The organism is Myxococcales bacterium (assembly GCA_022184915.1).
Taxonomy (GTDB): Bacteria; Myxococcota_A; Polyangia; order Fen-1088; family Fen-1088; genus JAGTJU01.
This window is the reverse complement of the sequence record JAGTJU010000002.1, coordinates 745,560-761,259: the sequence shown is the minus strand read 5'-3', so window position 1 is coordinate 761,259 and position 15,700 is coordinate 745,560. Positions and strand designations below refer to the sequence as shown.

The following is a 15,700-nucleotide window of genomic DNA, read 5'->3' as shown; positions in this document are numbered from 1 at the left end:
CCCCCTAGTCACGCCGCAGCTCCTGCATGACGAGGGGGGCCGCCAGCGGCTCGCCGGGCCGGGCGCCCGTGCGGACCTCCGCTTCCGGGGGAAACGCGGTGGCGTCGAGCTCTGAAAGGGCTTCGCGCAGCGCCTTCGTGTGGCGGTTGTAGATCCCGAGCTCGAGCGCCTTGGCGTAGCCGGTGCGAAAGGCCGCAAGCGCCTTGTCTTCCACGACCACGACGTATTTGTCGAGTTCCTCGCGGTAGACCTCTCGTTCGGCGGCCGACAGGCTCGCAGGCACCTTCGCGTCACGCAGGGCGCGGGCGAAGAGCGCGTAACCCTGGCCTATGCGATAAAGCGAGGCGGTGGCCCACGCGGGCACCTTGAAGGCCAGCACCTCCATGAACACGCCACGGGCTTCGTCGAGCAGGGCCGCCTTGCGCTCGAGCGCCTTCGTCAGCTGCCGCGGCCCCCCTTCGATCCTCACCGCTTCGTACTCACGAAACAGAAGGTCCGCTTGCAGGTAGCGCGCCTCCGCCGCGAACGGAGAGTCGGACGCGAGCTGCTTGCGACGCCGGTAGGCCGCCAGCGCCTCTTCGAACGCCGCGCGGGCGCCGCGATCGTCACGGGTTGCGGAAAGCGCGCGCCCCTGCCGCATCAACGCCTCCACGACACGCGGATCGCGGGGGTGGCGGGTGACGAAGTCCTCGAAGGCCCGCGCGGCCTGTTTGGCGTCCTTTTTGTCCTCGAACAAGCTGGCGCGCGCGAACGCCACGTCACCCGCGGCCGGCGTGCCCCGATGGGTTTGTTCGTAGCTGGCGTAGTGGGCAGCCGCCCGCTCGTACTGCCCGAGCGTTTGCCGCAACAGCCCCGCGTTGCGAAGGGCTTCGGCATGTCTTGCATCACGGGGGTACGTCTTGACCAGCTGCTCGTAAAGAGCCGCCGCGTTGGCGTAGCCGGCGATGCTTTCCTCCAGCTTGGCCGCGACGAACAGCGACTCGGGCGCCCTGGGGGATTTCGGGAAGCGCTTTGCGACGTCCTCGTAAGCGGCCACGGCGGCTTCGGGGTGCCCGGCACGCTCGTGTGCCGCCCCTGCGTTGAACGACGCCACGGCCGCACCCTCTTGCCCCGGAAACTCGTTCGCGGCCTTCGCGAACGCAAGGGCGGCCTCATCGAACGCCTCGGTCTGGCTGAGCGCCTCGGCCTTTTTGTTGAGCGCCCCGAAGATCAGCGTATCGAGGCGCGCCTGCTCCTCGCGCGATGAGAACGCCTCCGTCTCCTTGAGTCTGCGGGCCCATAGCTCGACGTTGTCGTAGTCCTTGGCCTCGGCGAGACACTCGAGCAGGCGATCTCCCGCGGCGCCCGCGTTCGGGTCCTTGGGATGCTTTTCGACGATGAGGCCAAAGCGCTTGGTCGCCTCGTCGTAGTCACCGTAGTCGTAGAAGAACTGACCGTTTTTGTAGATGACGGTGATGATGTCTTTGTCGTCCGGGAGAATCTCGGCGTAAAGGTCCGCAGCGGCCGCAAACTTGCGGTCTTCCTCCGTCACTTTTCGCTTCTGCTTGTCTTGCAGGCTCTTCGGTGCGGGGGGGCGAAGCCTCTCGAAGGCGCTCATCGCCTGCAAGAGAGCCTCTTTGTGCAAAGGCCCCACGGGCTTCGATTGGCCCACCGCCAAGTACGAGTCTCCCGCTTCCCGGTAACGCGCGAGCTTGAAGAAAAGAATGTCGGCCCGGTAGTAGCGCAGCTCGTTCGCGTCCCGTGCGTCGGGAAACTGTTCGAGATAAAAGCCATACCCCTCGGCCGACTGGGCGTACAAAGCCGCGTCCACGACCCGGCTTTCCTTCTCGTTGCGCTGAGCCGCGGCGTGCAGCGCCTTGACGTGCTCGCGCACGAAGGCCTCGGCGCGGGTGCGGGCAAGCGTATTCGGACGATCGGCGTTGGCGCGCGCCCACGGGGAAAGCGGTCCGTATGCGGTGGCCAGGCGGCGCATCTCGAGCGCCGCACGCTCGCCCTGGCCGAGCTGCTGGAAACACTCCACCACCCGGATCTGATGGTCGGGGGCCTCCCCGCCCAGCGGATCGAGCTCCAGCATGAAGAGGTAGGCTTCAGCCGCCCGCTCGTACCTTGTTTGATCAAAGACCGTATCGGCGAGCCGTTGGAGCACGCGGCGCGAGTAGGCCTTTCCGCCGATCTGAACGAGAAAGTCGAAGGCGTCCCGTGCGCTCTTGGTGTCGTCTTCGATGAACAATTCCACCAAGTACTCGAGCGCCTGGTCCTGGAGCTCGGCCGCCCTCTTTTCCGCCCGCCCGCCCTTGCCCTTTGCAGACGCGGTGAGATCAAGCACCTCCTTGAAGCGCTGGGCCGCCGCGGCCGACTGGCCGAGCTTCCAATGGCACCATGCGCTCTTGAACAGCCCCAGGCCATGGAGCGGCGATGCCGGGAACTTGGCCACGTTGTCGTAAGCGCGGAGCGCCCCGGCGTAATCGCGGCGCTCGTAAAAACGATACTCTCCGAGGGCCATCCACGCGTCAGCCCGGAAACGAGACGCCGGAAAGTCGCGCAGAATTTTTTGGAAGTGCCCCACCGCCAGGTCGTTTCGTCCCTGCTCACGCAACGAGAAGGCATAGAGGTAAAGCACGGTGTCGATCTTGCGAAAGCCGGGAAAGGCTTCGATGAGCTGGCGGTAGGTGCCCTGGGCGCGTGCCAGATCCAGGCGCGGCCTGCGGCGCGGCACGTCCTTGCAGGCCGCTCGGGTGGCCCGGCAGGCCTCCACCGCAGCTTCGTACCGACCCATGGCATCGAGGTACGTCACTTGCGCCTCTTCCCATCTCAGTTCCGCAAGCTTGTAGAGCACCTCGGCGGTCTCGTTCGAATCGCGTGCGTCTTGAAGGTACGACTCGAGCAAATCGATGCCCTCTTTGCGGGCCGCCGCGGCTTGTCGGCTCTTGCGCGCGATCAAGGACTCGATTTCGGGAGACACGGGAAGGCGGGGCCCCTCTCCGTCTTGCACCGGGGCCTCCTCCGCGGGGTCCTCGCCACCAGCACGGGCCGCCCACGCTGGCAGGTGAGCGCCCCCGAAGAGGCCCCCCCAGACCCCGAGGCAGGCGCCCGCCCAGCACAGCGGGTGGGTCATCGATAGTTTTCGTACTCGTCGGCCCACTCTTCGCCCTCGAACGGCCAGTAGATCTCGTCGTCCGCCAACGTCCCTTCGGCCTGCATCTTGTAAAACAGCGCGGCGGGAAGGCGCCCCTCGGCGAGTCCCGCGATCTCGAGCTCGAGCTTCTTTTTTTTGCCCACCACGGCATCGATGTGGACGAGGCGGGTCTTGGCCAGGATGTTGCGAAGACGCTCATCGGCGTCGGCCACCGCCACACGCAGGCTCTCACGCAAGCTGTGTAGAGTCTGGGCCCGAAGCTCGTCGAGGGCGGTCAGCGTGTCGCGGGCTTTGCGAGCCTCAGAGGCATAGGGGCCCGCTTCGGCCATCGGGTACGCAAGTGAAGACGCGTCGCGGGCGAGGGCCGTGAGGCGGCTGACGAGGTCCGGGTCAGGGGGGGCTTGCGCAAGCAGACGCTGCGTGTCCTCGAGCACCACGACCGCCTCAACCGAAGCGGTGGGCGGCTGACGCGTGCGCGCGGTCTCGGCCAGCGCCCCCAGGGCCCGCCAGGTCTCTACCGAAACCAGCGCTTCGGCGCGATCGACCTCGAGTTCGGACAGCATCGCGAGCCGCTCGCGGAAGTCATCGTCGAGCGCGAGCACCTGGACCAGTTGACCCTCGAGGTCATCACCCTGTCCCGCCTGTCCGTCCATGAGCCGTAACAACAAGTGCCTGCGGGCCGCTTCATCCGTACGCACGCGGCTCGCCAGGGCCGAAAGAGGCTGATAGCGACTCACCAGGGCCGTGGCCTCGGTGCGGGCTCCATCGAACTGGCAGGTCTTCACGGCCAGGTTGGCGCGAAGCAGAGCCACCTCCGGCCGCAACGGCGAGCGGGGGAACAGGCGATCGAACTGCTCGGCGAAGGCCCGGGCTGCCACGAACTGCCCCTTTTGCAGCATCGACCACGACGCCTCGAAGAGCGCCGCGTTGAGCCGCTCGGACTCTTCCGGGATCGCAAAGTAGTGAAGGTACGCTTCGTCGTAGCGCCCCCGCTCGTGCGCAATCCGGCCCAGCGCCAGGCGGGCCATGTCTTTCAAGCGAAAGAACCGGTGATCCACATTGAAGGTGAGCCGGTCGCGTGCGCGCTGATCGGCGATGCGACAGAAGGCTTTGCGGGCCCCGTCGAGCTCCCCTTGCCTCACCGCAATCAAGCCCCGAAAGTAGAGCGCCGCCGGGAACAAACGGGAGCGGGGGCTGACCGAGGCGAAGGCGGCGTCGGCGCGCGGCCCATCCCCCCAAACCGCACGCCCGGACAGGTAAGCACGTTCATCCCGGCTGTCTTCGGGCAGGGTGTCCGGGGGCGCCAGGGCGTCCAAGCGAGCCGCCACGGCCGCAAAGCGCGCCGTCTCCAGCGCCAGGTCGACCATCGCGCGGTAGGCCGGCACGAAATAGGGCTGCGAGGTCCCACGCGCAACGACCCGACCGAGGTACCGTTCGGCCCCGCGAAACGCGCGCCCTCGCGCCAGGGCCCGCCCGAGCAGGAACTCGGCGTTTTGGTAGCTCGGCGTGTCGCGAAGAGGCTCGAAGCGCCGCGATTCCACCACACCAAAAAGCACCGCTGTGGCCGGCCGCGCGTCGCCGCGGGCGAAGAGCGCCTCGGCCTCCTCGAGGACCTGGCGCAAGCGCTCGGTGGTGGCAGGCTCACCCGGCATGCGCCCGGCCTGGACGAGCGCGTCCAGATAGGCCCCCAGCGGTTCATCACTCTCCTCCGCTGGCGCCGCCTGCGCGGCTGCAGGGCGCGCCCCTGCACTGAGGGCCGCCCAGGTCAGGGCAAACCCTGCCCATCGGGCACGCCGAAGGGCCCCGGCCACGCACGACATGGGCTTCGAGTTCGGCATGGAGAGTCCGCAACTTGAGCCGTCAGACCGCAAGGGGCGGCTAGGCCCGCCCGTAGCCCGCTCCGATGCCACGCAGGGGTGAGGTCGCGGGCGCGCCATACCCCGAAGGTCTGGAAGACTAAAGGATGGGAGGCGGAGGAGGAGGCCCCTGGCCCGGGCAGCCGAAGCTCACGATGGTCTTTTTGAGCTCGCCTCGCTTGAGCTTCGCGCAGAGCTCGCCACCCAGGATGATGCTCTTTTTGCCTTCACCGAAAACCCATCCGTCGGTCGCGCCCTCGGTGACCTGCGTGCCATCGACATCGACGCGGGCCTGGGCGTTGGCTGGCGGGGGCTCCGTCAGCGGCAAGGTGCAAGACACGGTGGCCGCCGCAATCTCGGCCAGCGCCTCCTTGAGGGCAGCCTCGTTCGTGGCCGGGTAATACTTCGTCGTGGCGTCGTTGCGGGCCCGCCCGCCGGCCTCGGCCAGCTGGTTGAGAGCGGCGTGTGCCCGCTTGACCGAGTCGTTTTCCGTGGCTCCGGACACCGCAATGCCGAGCACGAACACGGGAATCCCTGCGTCTTTTGCAGCCTTGACGGCGGCCACGGCGAACTGGACCTGCGCGGGGTCCCCGTCATCGCCGGCCGGCCACGTGGGATTGTTCGACGGGTTCGGCAGGCTCATGCAGTTGGGCGCGCCGTCCGTCGCCAACAACAGGAACTTGTCGGCTGGGCTCTGGGTGGCGAGCAGCCGCTCGACAGCGTCCTTGACAGCGTGACCCGTGGGGGTCGCTCCGAAGTTCAACGAGGGCCTAGCCCCCGCGATCGCGCCCGAGATCGAGGCATGACGCCCGAGGTCCGCCGACGTGTAGCCGCCCTCGATCGAGCAGGGGTTGGGAGCACAGGGGTAAATGCTGCCCGACTGCGTACCCGGCATGCACGAGGGGTACATCTTCATGCCCCAGCGAATGTCGTTCTCGGTGGACATGACCACGCTGTTCACCGCGCTGGCCGTGTACGTCCATCGGTCGGTGGCGTTGGCCGGCACGCCATCCCGTCCCGGCGTGCCGCCTTCGGTCGTCCGGCGCATGGAGCCCGAGCGATCGAGAACCAGCATGACCTCGGGCGGGTTCCGCGCAAGCTGGAAGACCGATCCTCCGCAGGCCTCGAGCGCGTCTTTCTTCTCCTCGCCCGTGCTCGGGGCATCGGTCTTCACGAGCGCATCGGGAAAGTCGATGACGAAGGGATCGGCGTCCACCACGCCTCCGTCGCGCGCCCCCGCGCCGCCTTGGCCGCCGCCCGCCGAGCCGGAGTTGCCGCCCCTGGGATCGAAGGGGTTCGGGGGCCGCTCGGAGTCGTAGCCCGAGGGGCCACATCCGGCCAGGCTGCTCACCCAAAGGGAGCTAGCCACGAGGCACAGAGCCACCGACAAACGGCCCAGGGCCGATGGCCCAAACAAGCTCTTAGGATTGACGAAGATCACGCTCACGGAACTCCTCACGGCGCTAAGGAAGGTAGGCAGTCGCTGACACGACTCCGACAGCTTACATGGGAAAACCTTGAAAGAAAGCGGAGAAAAGTGACGAACCTCGCATCCGGACGGCACCAACCGCGTCTCTCCGCACGCCAAATGTCGTATGTAGCCTTACATTCCTCTACCTCGGAACCAGAGCCAGCCCAGGCGGAATCATTGACTCGACGCGTCTCGTACGGTCGCAGGCTGCCCCGGACCGGCGGCGCGCCGGCTCACGAGCCACAGGGCCGAGAGCCCGAGGACACCCGCCAACACGGACGCAGCCATGATGCCAAGCTTTGCCAGCTCGACGGCGGGCCCCTGCCCGAACGCCAGCTGCCCGATGAACAGGGCCATCGTGAAGCCAACCCCGGCCAAACAGCCCACGCCCGTCACGTGTGCCCAGCCGACCTGTTCGGGCAGATCGGCCAGCCTTAGCTTCACCGCGATGAAGGAGAAGCACAGGACACCCAGGGGTTTGCCCACCACCAGACCCACCACCACACCCACTGTCACACGGTCGAAGAGCGCGCCCGCGGGCATGCCACCCAGAGACACGCCGGCGTTCGCAAGCGCGAAGATCGGCAGAACCAGAAACGTCACCGGCCCCACGAGGTAGTGTTCGAGGTGGCGCAGCGGCGCCTGGGCTTTTTCCACCAGCACTTCGATGTCCTCGACCAGATCGGCCTGCGCTGCGGGATCGACCTTCGTCCCGAGCGAGGCGCCCGCCAAAGCGTCGAGCCGCTGACGAAGCGTGGCCACGAAGGCAGGGCCTTCGATGACGGTGCGGGCAGGAATCGTGAAGGCCATGAGCAGCGCCGCCACCGTGGCGTGAACACCCGACTTCAAAAAAGCGAGCCAGACCAAAGTGCCGAGGATGAAATAAAAGACCGGGGACCTCACGTGAAGGCGGTTGGCAATGATCGAAAGGCCGAACACGCCCAGCCCGAAGAGCAAGCTGGTCGAATTGACGTCGGCCGTATAAAACACCGCGATCACCAGTACGGCGCCGATGTCGTCGACGATCGCCAAGGCCGTCAGGAACACCTTGAGGGACCCGGGCACACGGTCGCCGAGCAGCGCGAGCAGGCCCAGTGAGAACGCGATGTCCGTGGCCATCGGAATGCCCCAGCCGCTCGCCCCGGGGCCGCTACCATTCACCGAGGCGTAGAGCAAAGCCGGAATCAGCATGCCCCCCAGGGCGGCCACGGCGGGCAAGGCAGCCTTGCGGGGCGACGACAACTCGCCCGTGAGGAGCTCGCGTTTGATCTCGAGCCCCACGAGAAAAAAGAAGATGCCCATCAGGCCGTCGTTGATCCAGTGCCCCACGTCCTTGGACAGCGACCACCCGTCTACGGACACCCCGAGCTTCGTGTGCAGCAGGTGCCTGTAGAGGTCTCCGGCCGGGGAGTTGGCCCACAGCACCGCCGCCAGCGCCGCCAGGATGAGCAGGCCCGCACCCGAGAGCTTGTGGGCCGCGAAGTGCCGCAGGGGCCGAAGCACCCTTTCGATGGGTCGGTGCGCGCCGGCCTGGGGATGGGAACTGGTCACATGATCCTCCTCGACCCATCCGGGCACATCTGCCGTGAGAGGTCGGGGAGGTTCTAGGGGGAATCGAGGCGCTTGACCAGGCCTTCGGCCCACCCACCGAACCGCGGGGCGCCCCTGGCTGCTAGAATTTTGCGCTTCTCATGACTTCGCCCGCCGCCCCCGCGCCGTCAGCCGTTACCGCCACGTTGCTCGTTGCCTGCCGTGACCGCACAGGCATCGTGGCGGCCCTCTCCGACTTCGTCTTCAAGCACGATGGCAACATCGTCGACGCCGACCAGCACGCAGAGACGGAGTCCGACATGTTCTTCATGCGGCTGCGCTGGGAGATCGGAAACTTTCGCCTGGACCGGCAGCAGATTCGTGAGGCCTTGACCCACGTCGGCACGCGCTTCGACCTGCGGTGGGATCTGACCTTCTCCGACAGCCGTCCGCGCGTGGCCGTCTTCGCGTCGCGCACACCGCACTGTCTTTACGATCTGCTGCTCGCCGACCAGCTGGGTGAGCTCGGCGGTGAGCTGGCGGCGGTGGTATCGAACCATCCGGAGATGGACGCCGTGGCGGGGCACTTCGGCATCCCGTTTCACCACATCGCCATCAGTGCTGACACGAAAGACCAAGCGGAGGCCCGCCAGCGGGAGCTCCTGGCCGACTTGAAGGTCGAGTTGGTGGTCCTCGCGCGGTACATGCAAGTTCTTTCGCCGGCGTTCGTGAGGAACTGGCCCGGGCGCATCATCAACATCCACCACTCGTTTTTGCCCGCCTTCGTGGGCGCCCGGCCCTACCACCAGGCCAAGGAACGCGGCGTGAAGTTGATCGGCGCCACCGCTCACTACGTGACCGAAGAGCTCGACCAGGGCCCCATCATCGAACAAGACGTGACCCGGGTCACCCACAGGGATGACGTGGAACAACTGGTACAAAAAGGGCGCGAGCTCGAGCGCCGGGTGCTGACGCGCGCGGTGAAGCTGCATTTGGATCGCCGCGTGCTCATCAACGAGAATCGAACCATCGTCTTCGGATGAAGCGGGCCCCTTTCGAAGATCGCAAAGACCCACAGGGACAGGAGCCGACGTTGAACGAAACCCAGACCGAAACCAGCCCTCTCGCCACAGTCAACCAGCCTCCGCGCTTCGATGTGCTCAGCGCCGAAGGCATCGTGCCCACCGTGCGCGCGCTCATCGCGCAGCAAAACCAGGCGCTCGCCGCGCTCGAGGCCAACTGCCCCGCCGACTGGGACGGCATGGTCGAGCCGCTCACCGATCTCGCCGAGCCGCTCACCTACGCCTGGCGCCTGGTGCACCACCTCTTGGGGGTGAAAAACTCTCCGGCTCTTCGCGAGGCGGAGCAAACGATTCAGTCCGAGGTCATCGGGGCCGGCTTGCGGCTAGGTCAAAGCGAGCCCGTCTACAAGGCGTTTTGCAACCTGCGCGACGGCGCGGCATGGAGCAGCCTCGACGAAGCACAGCGCCGCATCGTCACCAGCACCATTCAAGCCGCCGAGCTGGCCGGCATCGGGCTTTTGGGTGAAGAGCGCGAACGATTCACGAAGATCGAGATGGAGCTGGCCGAGCTCTCCACGAAGTTCCAGAACAACGTACTGGATGCCACGAAGGCCTTCTTTTTGGTGTTGACCCGCAACGACGAGGTGGAGGGGCTGCCCCCGTCGTGGTTGGCGGCGGCCGCCCAGAACGCACGGGCGGCGGCCGAAGCCGAGCCTTTGGGGCCGAAGGCCAGCGCGATGAAGACCGCCACAGCCGAAAACGGCCCCTGGCGGGTCACCCTCGACATGCCCGTCTACATCCCGTTCATGGAGCATGCACGCCGCCGCGATCTGCGGGAGACGCTCTACCGCGCCCAAGTCACGCGGGCCTCGGCGGGAGACCTCGACAACCAGCCGCTCATCGTGCGTATCCTCGAGCTTCGCCACGAGAAGGCGCGCTTGCTCGGCTTCACGGACTTTGCGGCGCTCAGCCTCTCGCGCAAGATGGCCAAAACGGCCGACGCGGTCTCGAAAATGTTAAACGATCTGCGGGCCACGGCGCGTCCTGCGGCACGCAAGGAATACGAACAGCTGGTGGAGTTCGCGCGCGCAAAGAGCGGCGAAGGGGGCCTCGAGCTGGCGTTGTGGGATATCGCCTACTGGGCCGAGCGCCAACGCGAGGAGCTCTACGCCTTCACGGACGAAGAGGTCCGCCCGTTCTTCACCTTGCCTGCCGTGCTCGAGGGTCTCTTCGGCGTGGCCGAGCGCCTCTTCGGCGTGCACATCGAGGCCGCCGACGGAGAGACGCCGGTGTGGCATCCCGATGTCCGCTTCTTTCGCGTCAAGGACGAAAACGACGCGCCCATCGCGGCGTTTTTTCTCGACCCGTACAGCCGCCCCGCGGAAAAGCGCGGCGGGGCTTGGATGGACGTATGCCTCGATCGCAGGCGCCGCACCGACGGGCGCCTGCGGTTGCCCATCGCCTACCTCACCTGCAACCAGACGCCTCCCGTGGACGGCAAGCCTTCACTCATGACCTTTAGTGAGGTCGAGACCCTCTTTCACGAGTTCGGTCATGGGCTGCAGCACATGCTGACCCGGGTCGACTACCTGGATGCTGCGGGCATCAACAACGTGGAGTGGGATGCGGTGGAGCTGCCAAGCCAGTTCATGGAGAACTGGTGCTACCACCAGCCCACCGTGATGGGTTTCGCCCGGCACTACGAGACGGGTGTGCCCCTGCCGGCGGATCTCTTCACGCGCATCGTCGCGGCCCGCAACTACCGCGCGGGCAGCCAGTTCCTGCGCCAGGTCTACTTCGCCACGCTCGACATGAGCCTGCACCACGCGTCCCCGCCGAAGGGCACGACCGGTGTGCTCGCCACGGCGGCCCAGGTGGCGGCCGACAACACGATCGTGCCCCCGCTACCCGAAGATCGCTTCCTTTGTTCCTTCGGGCACATCTTCGCCGGAGGCTACGCAGCCGGATACTATAGCTACAAGTGGGCCGAGGTTTTGGCCGCCGATGCCTTCGCAGCCTTCGAGGAGGTGGGCCTCGACGACCTGCCCAAACTCGCCGAGGTGGGGCGCCGCTTCCGCGAGACCGTGCTTGCGCTCGGGGGCGGAAAGGCGCCGGCCGACGTCTTCCGCGCCTTCCGGGGCCGCGATCCCGACGCCAAGGCCCTCTTGCGGTCCTACGGCCTTTCGGCCTGACGCCCCCGCGCGCCGCCGGCTTCTCTCGTCACGTCGTGCAGAGAAGCCGAGCGTGCGCCGGACGAAACTCACACCGGGAAGCCGTGTTGCTTGCGGTGGTGGGCCCCGTCGAACAGGTGGGTGGACTTGAAGAGCTCATATCGGCCGTCGGAGGCTTCGTCCCGCAGCTGACGCAGCAAGGTGTCGCGTTCGGCCGGCGGCAGCGGCGAAAAGTCGCGTGCCACGGCGGCGTTGGCCTTGAGCTGCTCGAGACTCATGATGCCCACCACGAGCGTGCTCACGTCCACGCCCAGCGCATAGCGCAGACACTGCTCGGCCGTGAGCCCCGTGCGTCCGCGCATGAGGAAGTTCCCTTCTGGCGCCCCGCCGCCGAGGCTCTTCATGCCGATCACCCCCACGCCCTGCTTGCGGGCCACGGGCACCACGTGCTTTTGAAAGCTGCGGTAGTGGGTGTCCAGGATGTTGATCGGCATCTGCACGGCATCCCAGGGGAACTTCAAACGCAGGGCCGCAAGATGGATGTCAGGGTGCTTGTGCCCGGTAAAGCCGATGAAACGGACCTTGCCCGCCTTCTTCGCGTCCAGGGCCGCCTTGAGACCGCCGCGCTCGAGCAGCCACTGCGGATCGTTGTCGTAGTTGATCTCGTGGAACTGCCACAAATCGATGTGGTCGGTGCGCAGGCGCCGCAAGCTGTCTTCGAGGTGCTGCATCGAACCTGCGTAGTCGCGCTCGCAGTTCTTGGTCATCAGGAAGACCTGATCGCGCTTGCCGGGCGCCGCCAGCGCCTCGCCCATGAGCTCTTCACTGCGACCGCCGTGGTAGTCCCAGGCGTTGTCCCAGAACGTGAGCCCCTCGTCGAGGGCCGCGTGCATGAGCTCGATGGCCTGCGTCTTCTCCTTGATGGCGCCAATGTGCCAGCCGCCGAGACCCATCACCGAGACGGGCACGCCCAATTTACCGAGGGGGCGCAGCGGAATGCCCGCCGGGTTTGTGCGAGGTGCTTTGTCGGCGTGCGCCGCCGCTCCCCAGAGAGTCGTACCGGCCACGACCGCCGTGCCCACGAATTTTCGCCTCGCCAGCTTCGGATCCGCGTCACTCATCTCTCGATCCTCCCGGAATGTAGAGGGGAGCTTTGCGCGGAACCGGTCATGCTTCAAGACTTCACGGGCCAAACGCGCCCAGGGCGGCCCTTGCCAAGGCCGCGCTTGCCACCCATACCCCGCCAACGGCCAAGAGCCCCAAGCCGAACCCCCGCCAAAAGCGACGCCCGGGCGTGAGGGCACGCTGCCGCCGCGTGCGCCGGATGCGGGCATCCAGCTCCCCTCGCGCTTGGGTGAGGCCCTCGAGCTCACGGTCAATCTCGCTCGCCAGCACCCGCAGGTCATGCATCTGCCGGTGCGCCGCGTGCAAGGGATCTCGCACGCTCACCCGAGCACCCCCGTCAGCCAGGCGATGACCGTTAGAGCCGCCAGGGCGCCCGTCACGAAACCCGCCACCGCACGGCGATCCAGGACCGGGCCAGGCAGACCTTCAGACAGCGCCTCCCACTCCTGCCGCATCGCCGCCACAGCCCGGCGGGACACGCGCAGCTGCCAGCGCAGCTTTTCCACACGGCGGCGCCGGGAGGCCATCACGGGCCCCGCAGGTTCGTCGGTCAGGCGGACAAGAGCGAGCGACATCGACGGAGGACAGTACAGCACATGTAGGCAAGGGCTTCACGGGAAAAACTAGACTTACGAGCCGCGTCACGGACGGGTGTCACGACCGGGTGGCGCCGGGCGCGGCCGCCTCGAAGCGAGCCGCGCCCGTCTCGCGCGGCGCGTTCACGTCCAGGACCAAGCGCCCCGCCCGCTCCTGCCCCTGGGGTCCAGGCCACGAGAGCTTGCGGGTTTTGCCCTTCGTGACGAGATCCTTGAACTGGCTCTCCGTCAAGGTCTTGCCTTCGAAGGCAAACCAGACCACGAAGGTGCAGCCCTGCTTCCACCGGCTACACCCCCATCCCCGGTGGCCGCGCACGAGGGTACCCTCGCGGCACCGGGGGCACGGGACGGGCGCCTCCCCTTCCGTCGGGCTCGCTTCGCGCGGCGCCGGGGCCTTCGGGGCGACCTTGCGGGGCCGGGGGAGACGCCGGGCACTCGTCGGGGGTACGGAGGGTGCCCCGGCGGGCGCACGGGGCGAGGTTTGAGCGGTCGGCCGGAGCGCGGGCTCTCGGCGCCGCGGGGCCTCCGCCGACATCATGGCCGGGTCCACCGGAGACCGCCGGACCGCCTCTACCACCTGGCGAACGTAGGCGGCAATGTCGTGCATGAACGCCTCGCGGGCCTCCTCGGCGCGGGCCACCCGAGACAGCCGCGCTTCCCAGGAACCGGTCAGTTCGGGTGAAGCGAGGCTCGGCACGGGCAAGGCCGCAACCAACGCCATACCCGTGTCGGTGGGGAGGATCTGTTTGCCTTCGCGGCACACGAACCCCCGCTTGACCAGCGTCTCGATGATGCTGGCCCGTGTGGCGGGTGTCCCCAGCCCCGCCTCCTTCATGGCGGCGCGCAGCTCTTCGTCCTCGATCTGCCGTCCCGCCGTCTCCATGGCGGCGAGCAAGGTGCCTTCCGTGTGTCGCGGGGGAGGTTTCGTTTGCTTCGCCACGGAGGCGAAGCTGCCCGCGAGCCTTTGCCCTTCGGCGAGGACCGGCAAGGTGGCCTCGGGGTTCCCCTCCTCTTCCTTTTCTTTTTCTTTTTCCTTTTCCTTTTCCTTTTCCTTTTCATGGCCACGGCCGGCCGCAGGCTCTCCGAAGCCCGCGACCACCTGCCACCCGGGCAAAAGGCGCACCCGTCCGCGGGCCACGAAGCGATCGGGCGGGGGCGGTAGACTCTCGACGAAGCCCTGCTCGGCCTCGTCCTCACCCCCCAGGGCGCGTGCTGGCTGGGGGGCGGCAGGCGGCGGGTTGCGCCTGGCCGACGATACCGACGGCGCCCGTGCCTTCCCCGACGCCGCGGTGACCGGACCCGCGTGCACGGCCGCGGGGCCCACGCGGATCACGGCTTCGGTGTTGGCGAACTCGGCATCCGGGTAAAAGGCGCCCAAAAACCGACGTACCACCAGATCGAAGAGGCGTTTTTCATCCCGGTCGAGACGAGCGAGATCGACGGCCTTGCCCGTGGGTATGATCGCGTGGTGATCGTGCACCTTCTTGTCGTCGAACACCCGCCGGGGCGGTGCGGGGGGCCGCTCGCAAAGAGGGCGTGCAAACGGGGTGTAGTCCGGGATCTGCGCCAGTCCGGCAAAGAGTTTGGGCAACTCACCCACCAGATCCTGCGAGAGGTGCCGCGCATCCGTACGCGGGTACGTGAGCACCTTGTGCCGTTCGTAAAGCGCCTGGGCCACCTCCAGGGTGCGGGACGCCGACAGACCGAAGCGGCGGTTCGCGGTGCGCTGCAGTGACGTGAGATCGAAGAGCAGCGGCGGGGGCTCGCGCGTTTTTTTCTGCTCGAGGGTCTCCACCACGGGCCCCCCGGGCGCTTCCGCCGCGGCGTGCGCGGCCAGGCGCGCCACCACGGTGTGCACGACGCCTTCGTTGCCAAAGCGCACGTGGCGGGGCGCGGGCGGCGCAAGCAGGGTCCAGGTGGCCCGGAACGCAGGCCCCGATGCAGGCGTGAACGTGCCAACGATTTCCCAATAGTCCTTCGGTGTGAAGCTGCGGATGGCCCGCTCACGCTCGACCAAAATCGCCAGGGTGGGTGTTTGCACGCGGCCTATGGAATAGAGGGCGTCACCCCCGGCCTGCCGGTAACGCACCGTCACCGCCCGCGTGGCGTTCAACCCCACGAGCCAATCGGCCTCGGACCGGCACCGCGCGGCGGCGGCCAGGGGGTCGTAGTGGGTGCCGGGTTTCAAGGATGCAAAGCCCGCACGAATGGCCTCGTCGGTCATCGACGAAATCCACAGGCGCCGGATGGGCAGGCCGCTGCCCGCGAGCTCGTAGACGTAACGGAAAATCAGCTCGCCTTCACGTCCCGCGTCGCAGGCGTTGACCACGCCCGCAAAGCGCCGATCCACGAGCAGACGCGCCACGGCCGTGAACTGATCACGCGTACCCGCCGCCGCGCGCAGCTTGAAGCGCGGAGGCAACATGGGCAGAGCCTCGAGCCGCCACGATTTCCACCGGGCGTCGTAGGCCGCGGGCTCTTCCAGTTCGACCAGGTGCCCCACACACCAGGTGATCACCCACTCCCCACCGGTGAAGCTGTGACGGCCCGCAGGGCGCACCCCGAGCACACGGGCGATGTCCCGGGCGACGGACGGCTTTTCGGCGATGACGAGTTGCATGGCGATCGGCCGCCCGCACGGCAGCAGCGGCTTTTTCCCTCTCGGGCGAGCTTATCGTCTCGCAGCGCAAAAAGTTGCAAGCAAGTTGTCTCGATCGCCCCCGATGGGCGCGGGGCCTTGCCGGGCTTTGCGGGAGGGCCCACGCATTTGTCGCCCCGAGCCCCCGCCGCCCC

General features: G+C 67.2%; 10 protein-coding genes. 2 read left to right on the top strand and 8 right to left on the bottom strand.

All coding sequences use genetic code 11. The annotated features are described in order from the left end of the window. Positions 1-4 precede the first annotated feature (4 nt). The 4 genes from KA712_10830 to nhaA all read right to left on the bottom strand — a co-directional run bounded on the left by KA712_10830 (position 5) and on the right by nhaA (position 8,014). Positions 5-3,115, bottom strand: a complete 3,111-nt coding sequence (locus KA712_10830) for a tetratricopeptide repeat protein (protein ID MCG5053443.1) — start codon at positions 3,113-3,115, stop codon at positions 5-7. Beyond that, the gene (locus tag KA712_10825) at positions 3,112-4,974 is read right to left on the bottom strand and encodes a hypothetical protein (protein ID MCG5053442.1); all 1,863 of its coding nucleotides are present in this window, start codon (positions 4,972-4,974) and stop codon (positions 3,112-3,114) included. The genes KA712_10830 and KA712_10825 overlap by 4 nt, the downstream gene beginning before the upstream one ends. A 118-nt stretch (positions 4,975-5,092) precedes the next feature. Beyond that, positions 5,093-6,361 carry a hypothetical protein gene (locus tag KA712_10820; GenBank protein ID MCG5053441.1) on the bottom strand — a complete coding sequence of 423 codons (1,269 nt, stop codon included), beginning with the start codon at positions 6,359-6,361 and terminating at the stop codon, positions 5,093-5,095. 276 nt (positions 6,362-6,637) lie between these two features. Then, complete coding sequence (gene nhaA / locus KA712_10815) at positions 6,638-8,014, bottom strand: Na+/H+ antiporter NhaA (GenBank protein ID MCG5053440.1); 1,377 nt, start codon at positions 8,012-8,014, stop codon at positions 6,638-6,640. Between the two features lie 140 nt (positions 8,015-8,154). Here nhaA and purU point away from each other — a divergent pair, with 140 nt between their 5' ends. Beyond that, positions 8,155-9,036 (top strand): formyltetrahydrofolate deformylase, encoded by an 882-nt coding sequence (purU, locus tag KA712_10810; protein ID MCG5053439.1) that lies wholly within the window; start codon positions 8,155-8,157, stop codon positions 9,034-9,036. Continuing rightward, entirely contained in the window at positions 9,033-11,207 is a 2,175-nt protein-coding gene (locus tag KA712_10805) for a M3 family metallopeptidase (GenBank protein ID MCG5053438.1), read from the top strand. The genes purU and KA712_10805 overlap by 4 nt, the downstream gene beginning before the upstream one ends. Before the next feature lie 68 nt (positions 11,208-11,275). Here the strand turns inward: KA712_10805 and KA712_10800 are convergent, their stop codons facing one another. The 4 genes from KA712_10800 to KA712_10785 form a co-directional block, all read right to left on the bottom strand. Then, entirely contained in the window at positions 11,276-12,307 is a 1,032-nt protein-coding gene (locus KA712_10800) for an aldo/keto reductase (protein ID MCG5053437.1), read from the bottom strand. A gap of 61 nt (positions 12,308-12,368) precedes the next feature. After that, complete coding sequence (locus KA712_10795) at positions 12,369-12,635, bottom strand: hypothetical protein (GenBank protein ID MCG5053436.1); 267 nt, start codon at positions 12,633-12,635, stop codon at positions 12,369-12,371. Beyond that, positions 12,632-12,886 (bottom strand): hypothetical protein, encoded by a 255-nt coding sequence (locus KA712_10790; protein ID MCG5053435.1) that lies wholly within the window; start codon positions 12,884-12,886, stop codon positions 12,632-12,634. Before KA712_10790 ends, KA712_10795 begins: the two co-directional genes overlap by 4 nt. A gap of 79 nt (positions 12,887-12,965) precedes the next feature. Continuing rightward, the gene (locus KA712_10785) at positions 12,966-15,527 is read right to left on the bottom strand and encodes a hypothetical protein (protein ID MCG5053434.1); all 2,562 of its coding nucleotides are present in this window, start codon (positions 15,525-15,527) and stop codon (positions 12,966-12,968) included. Between the last annotated feature and the right edge of the window lie 173 nt (positions 15,528-15,700).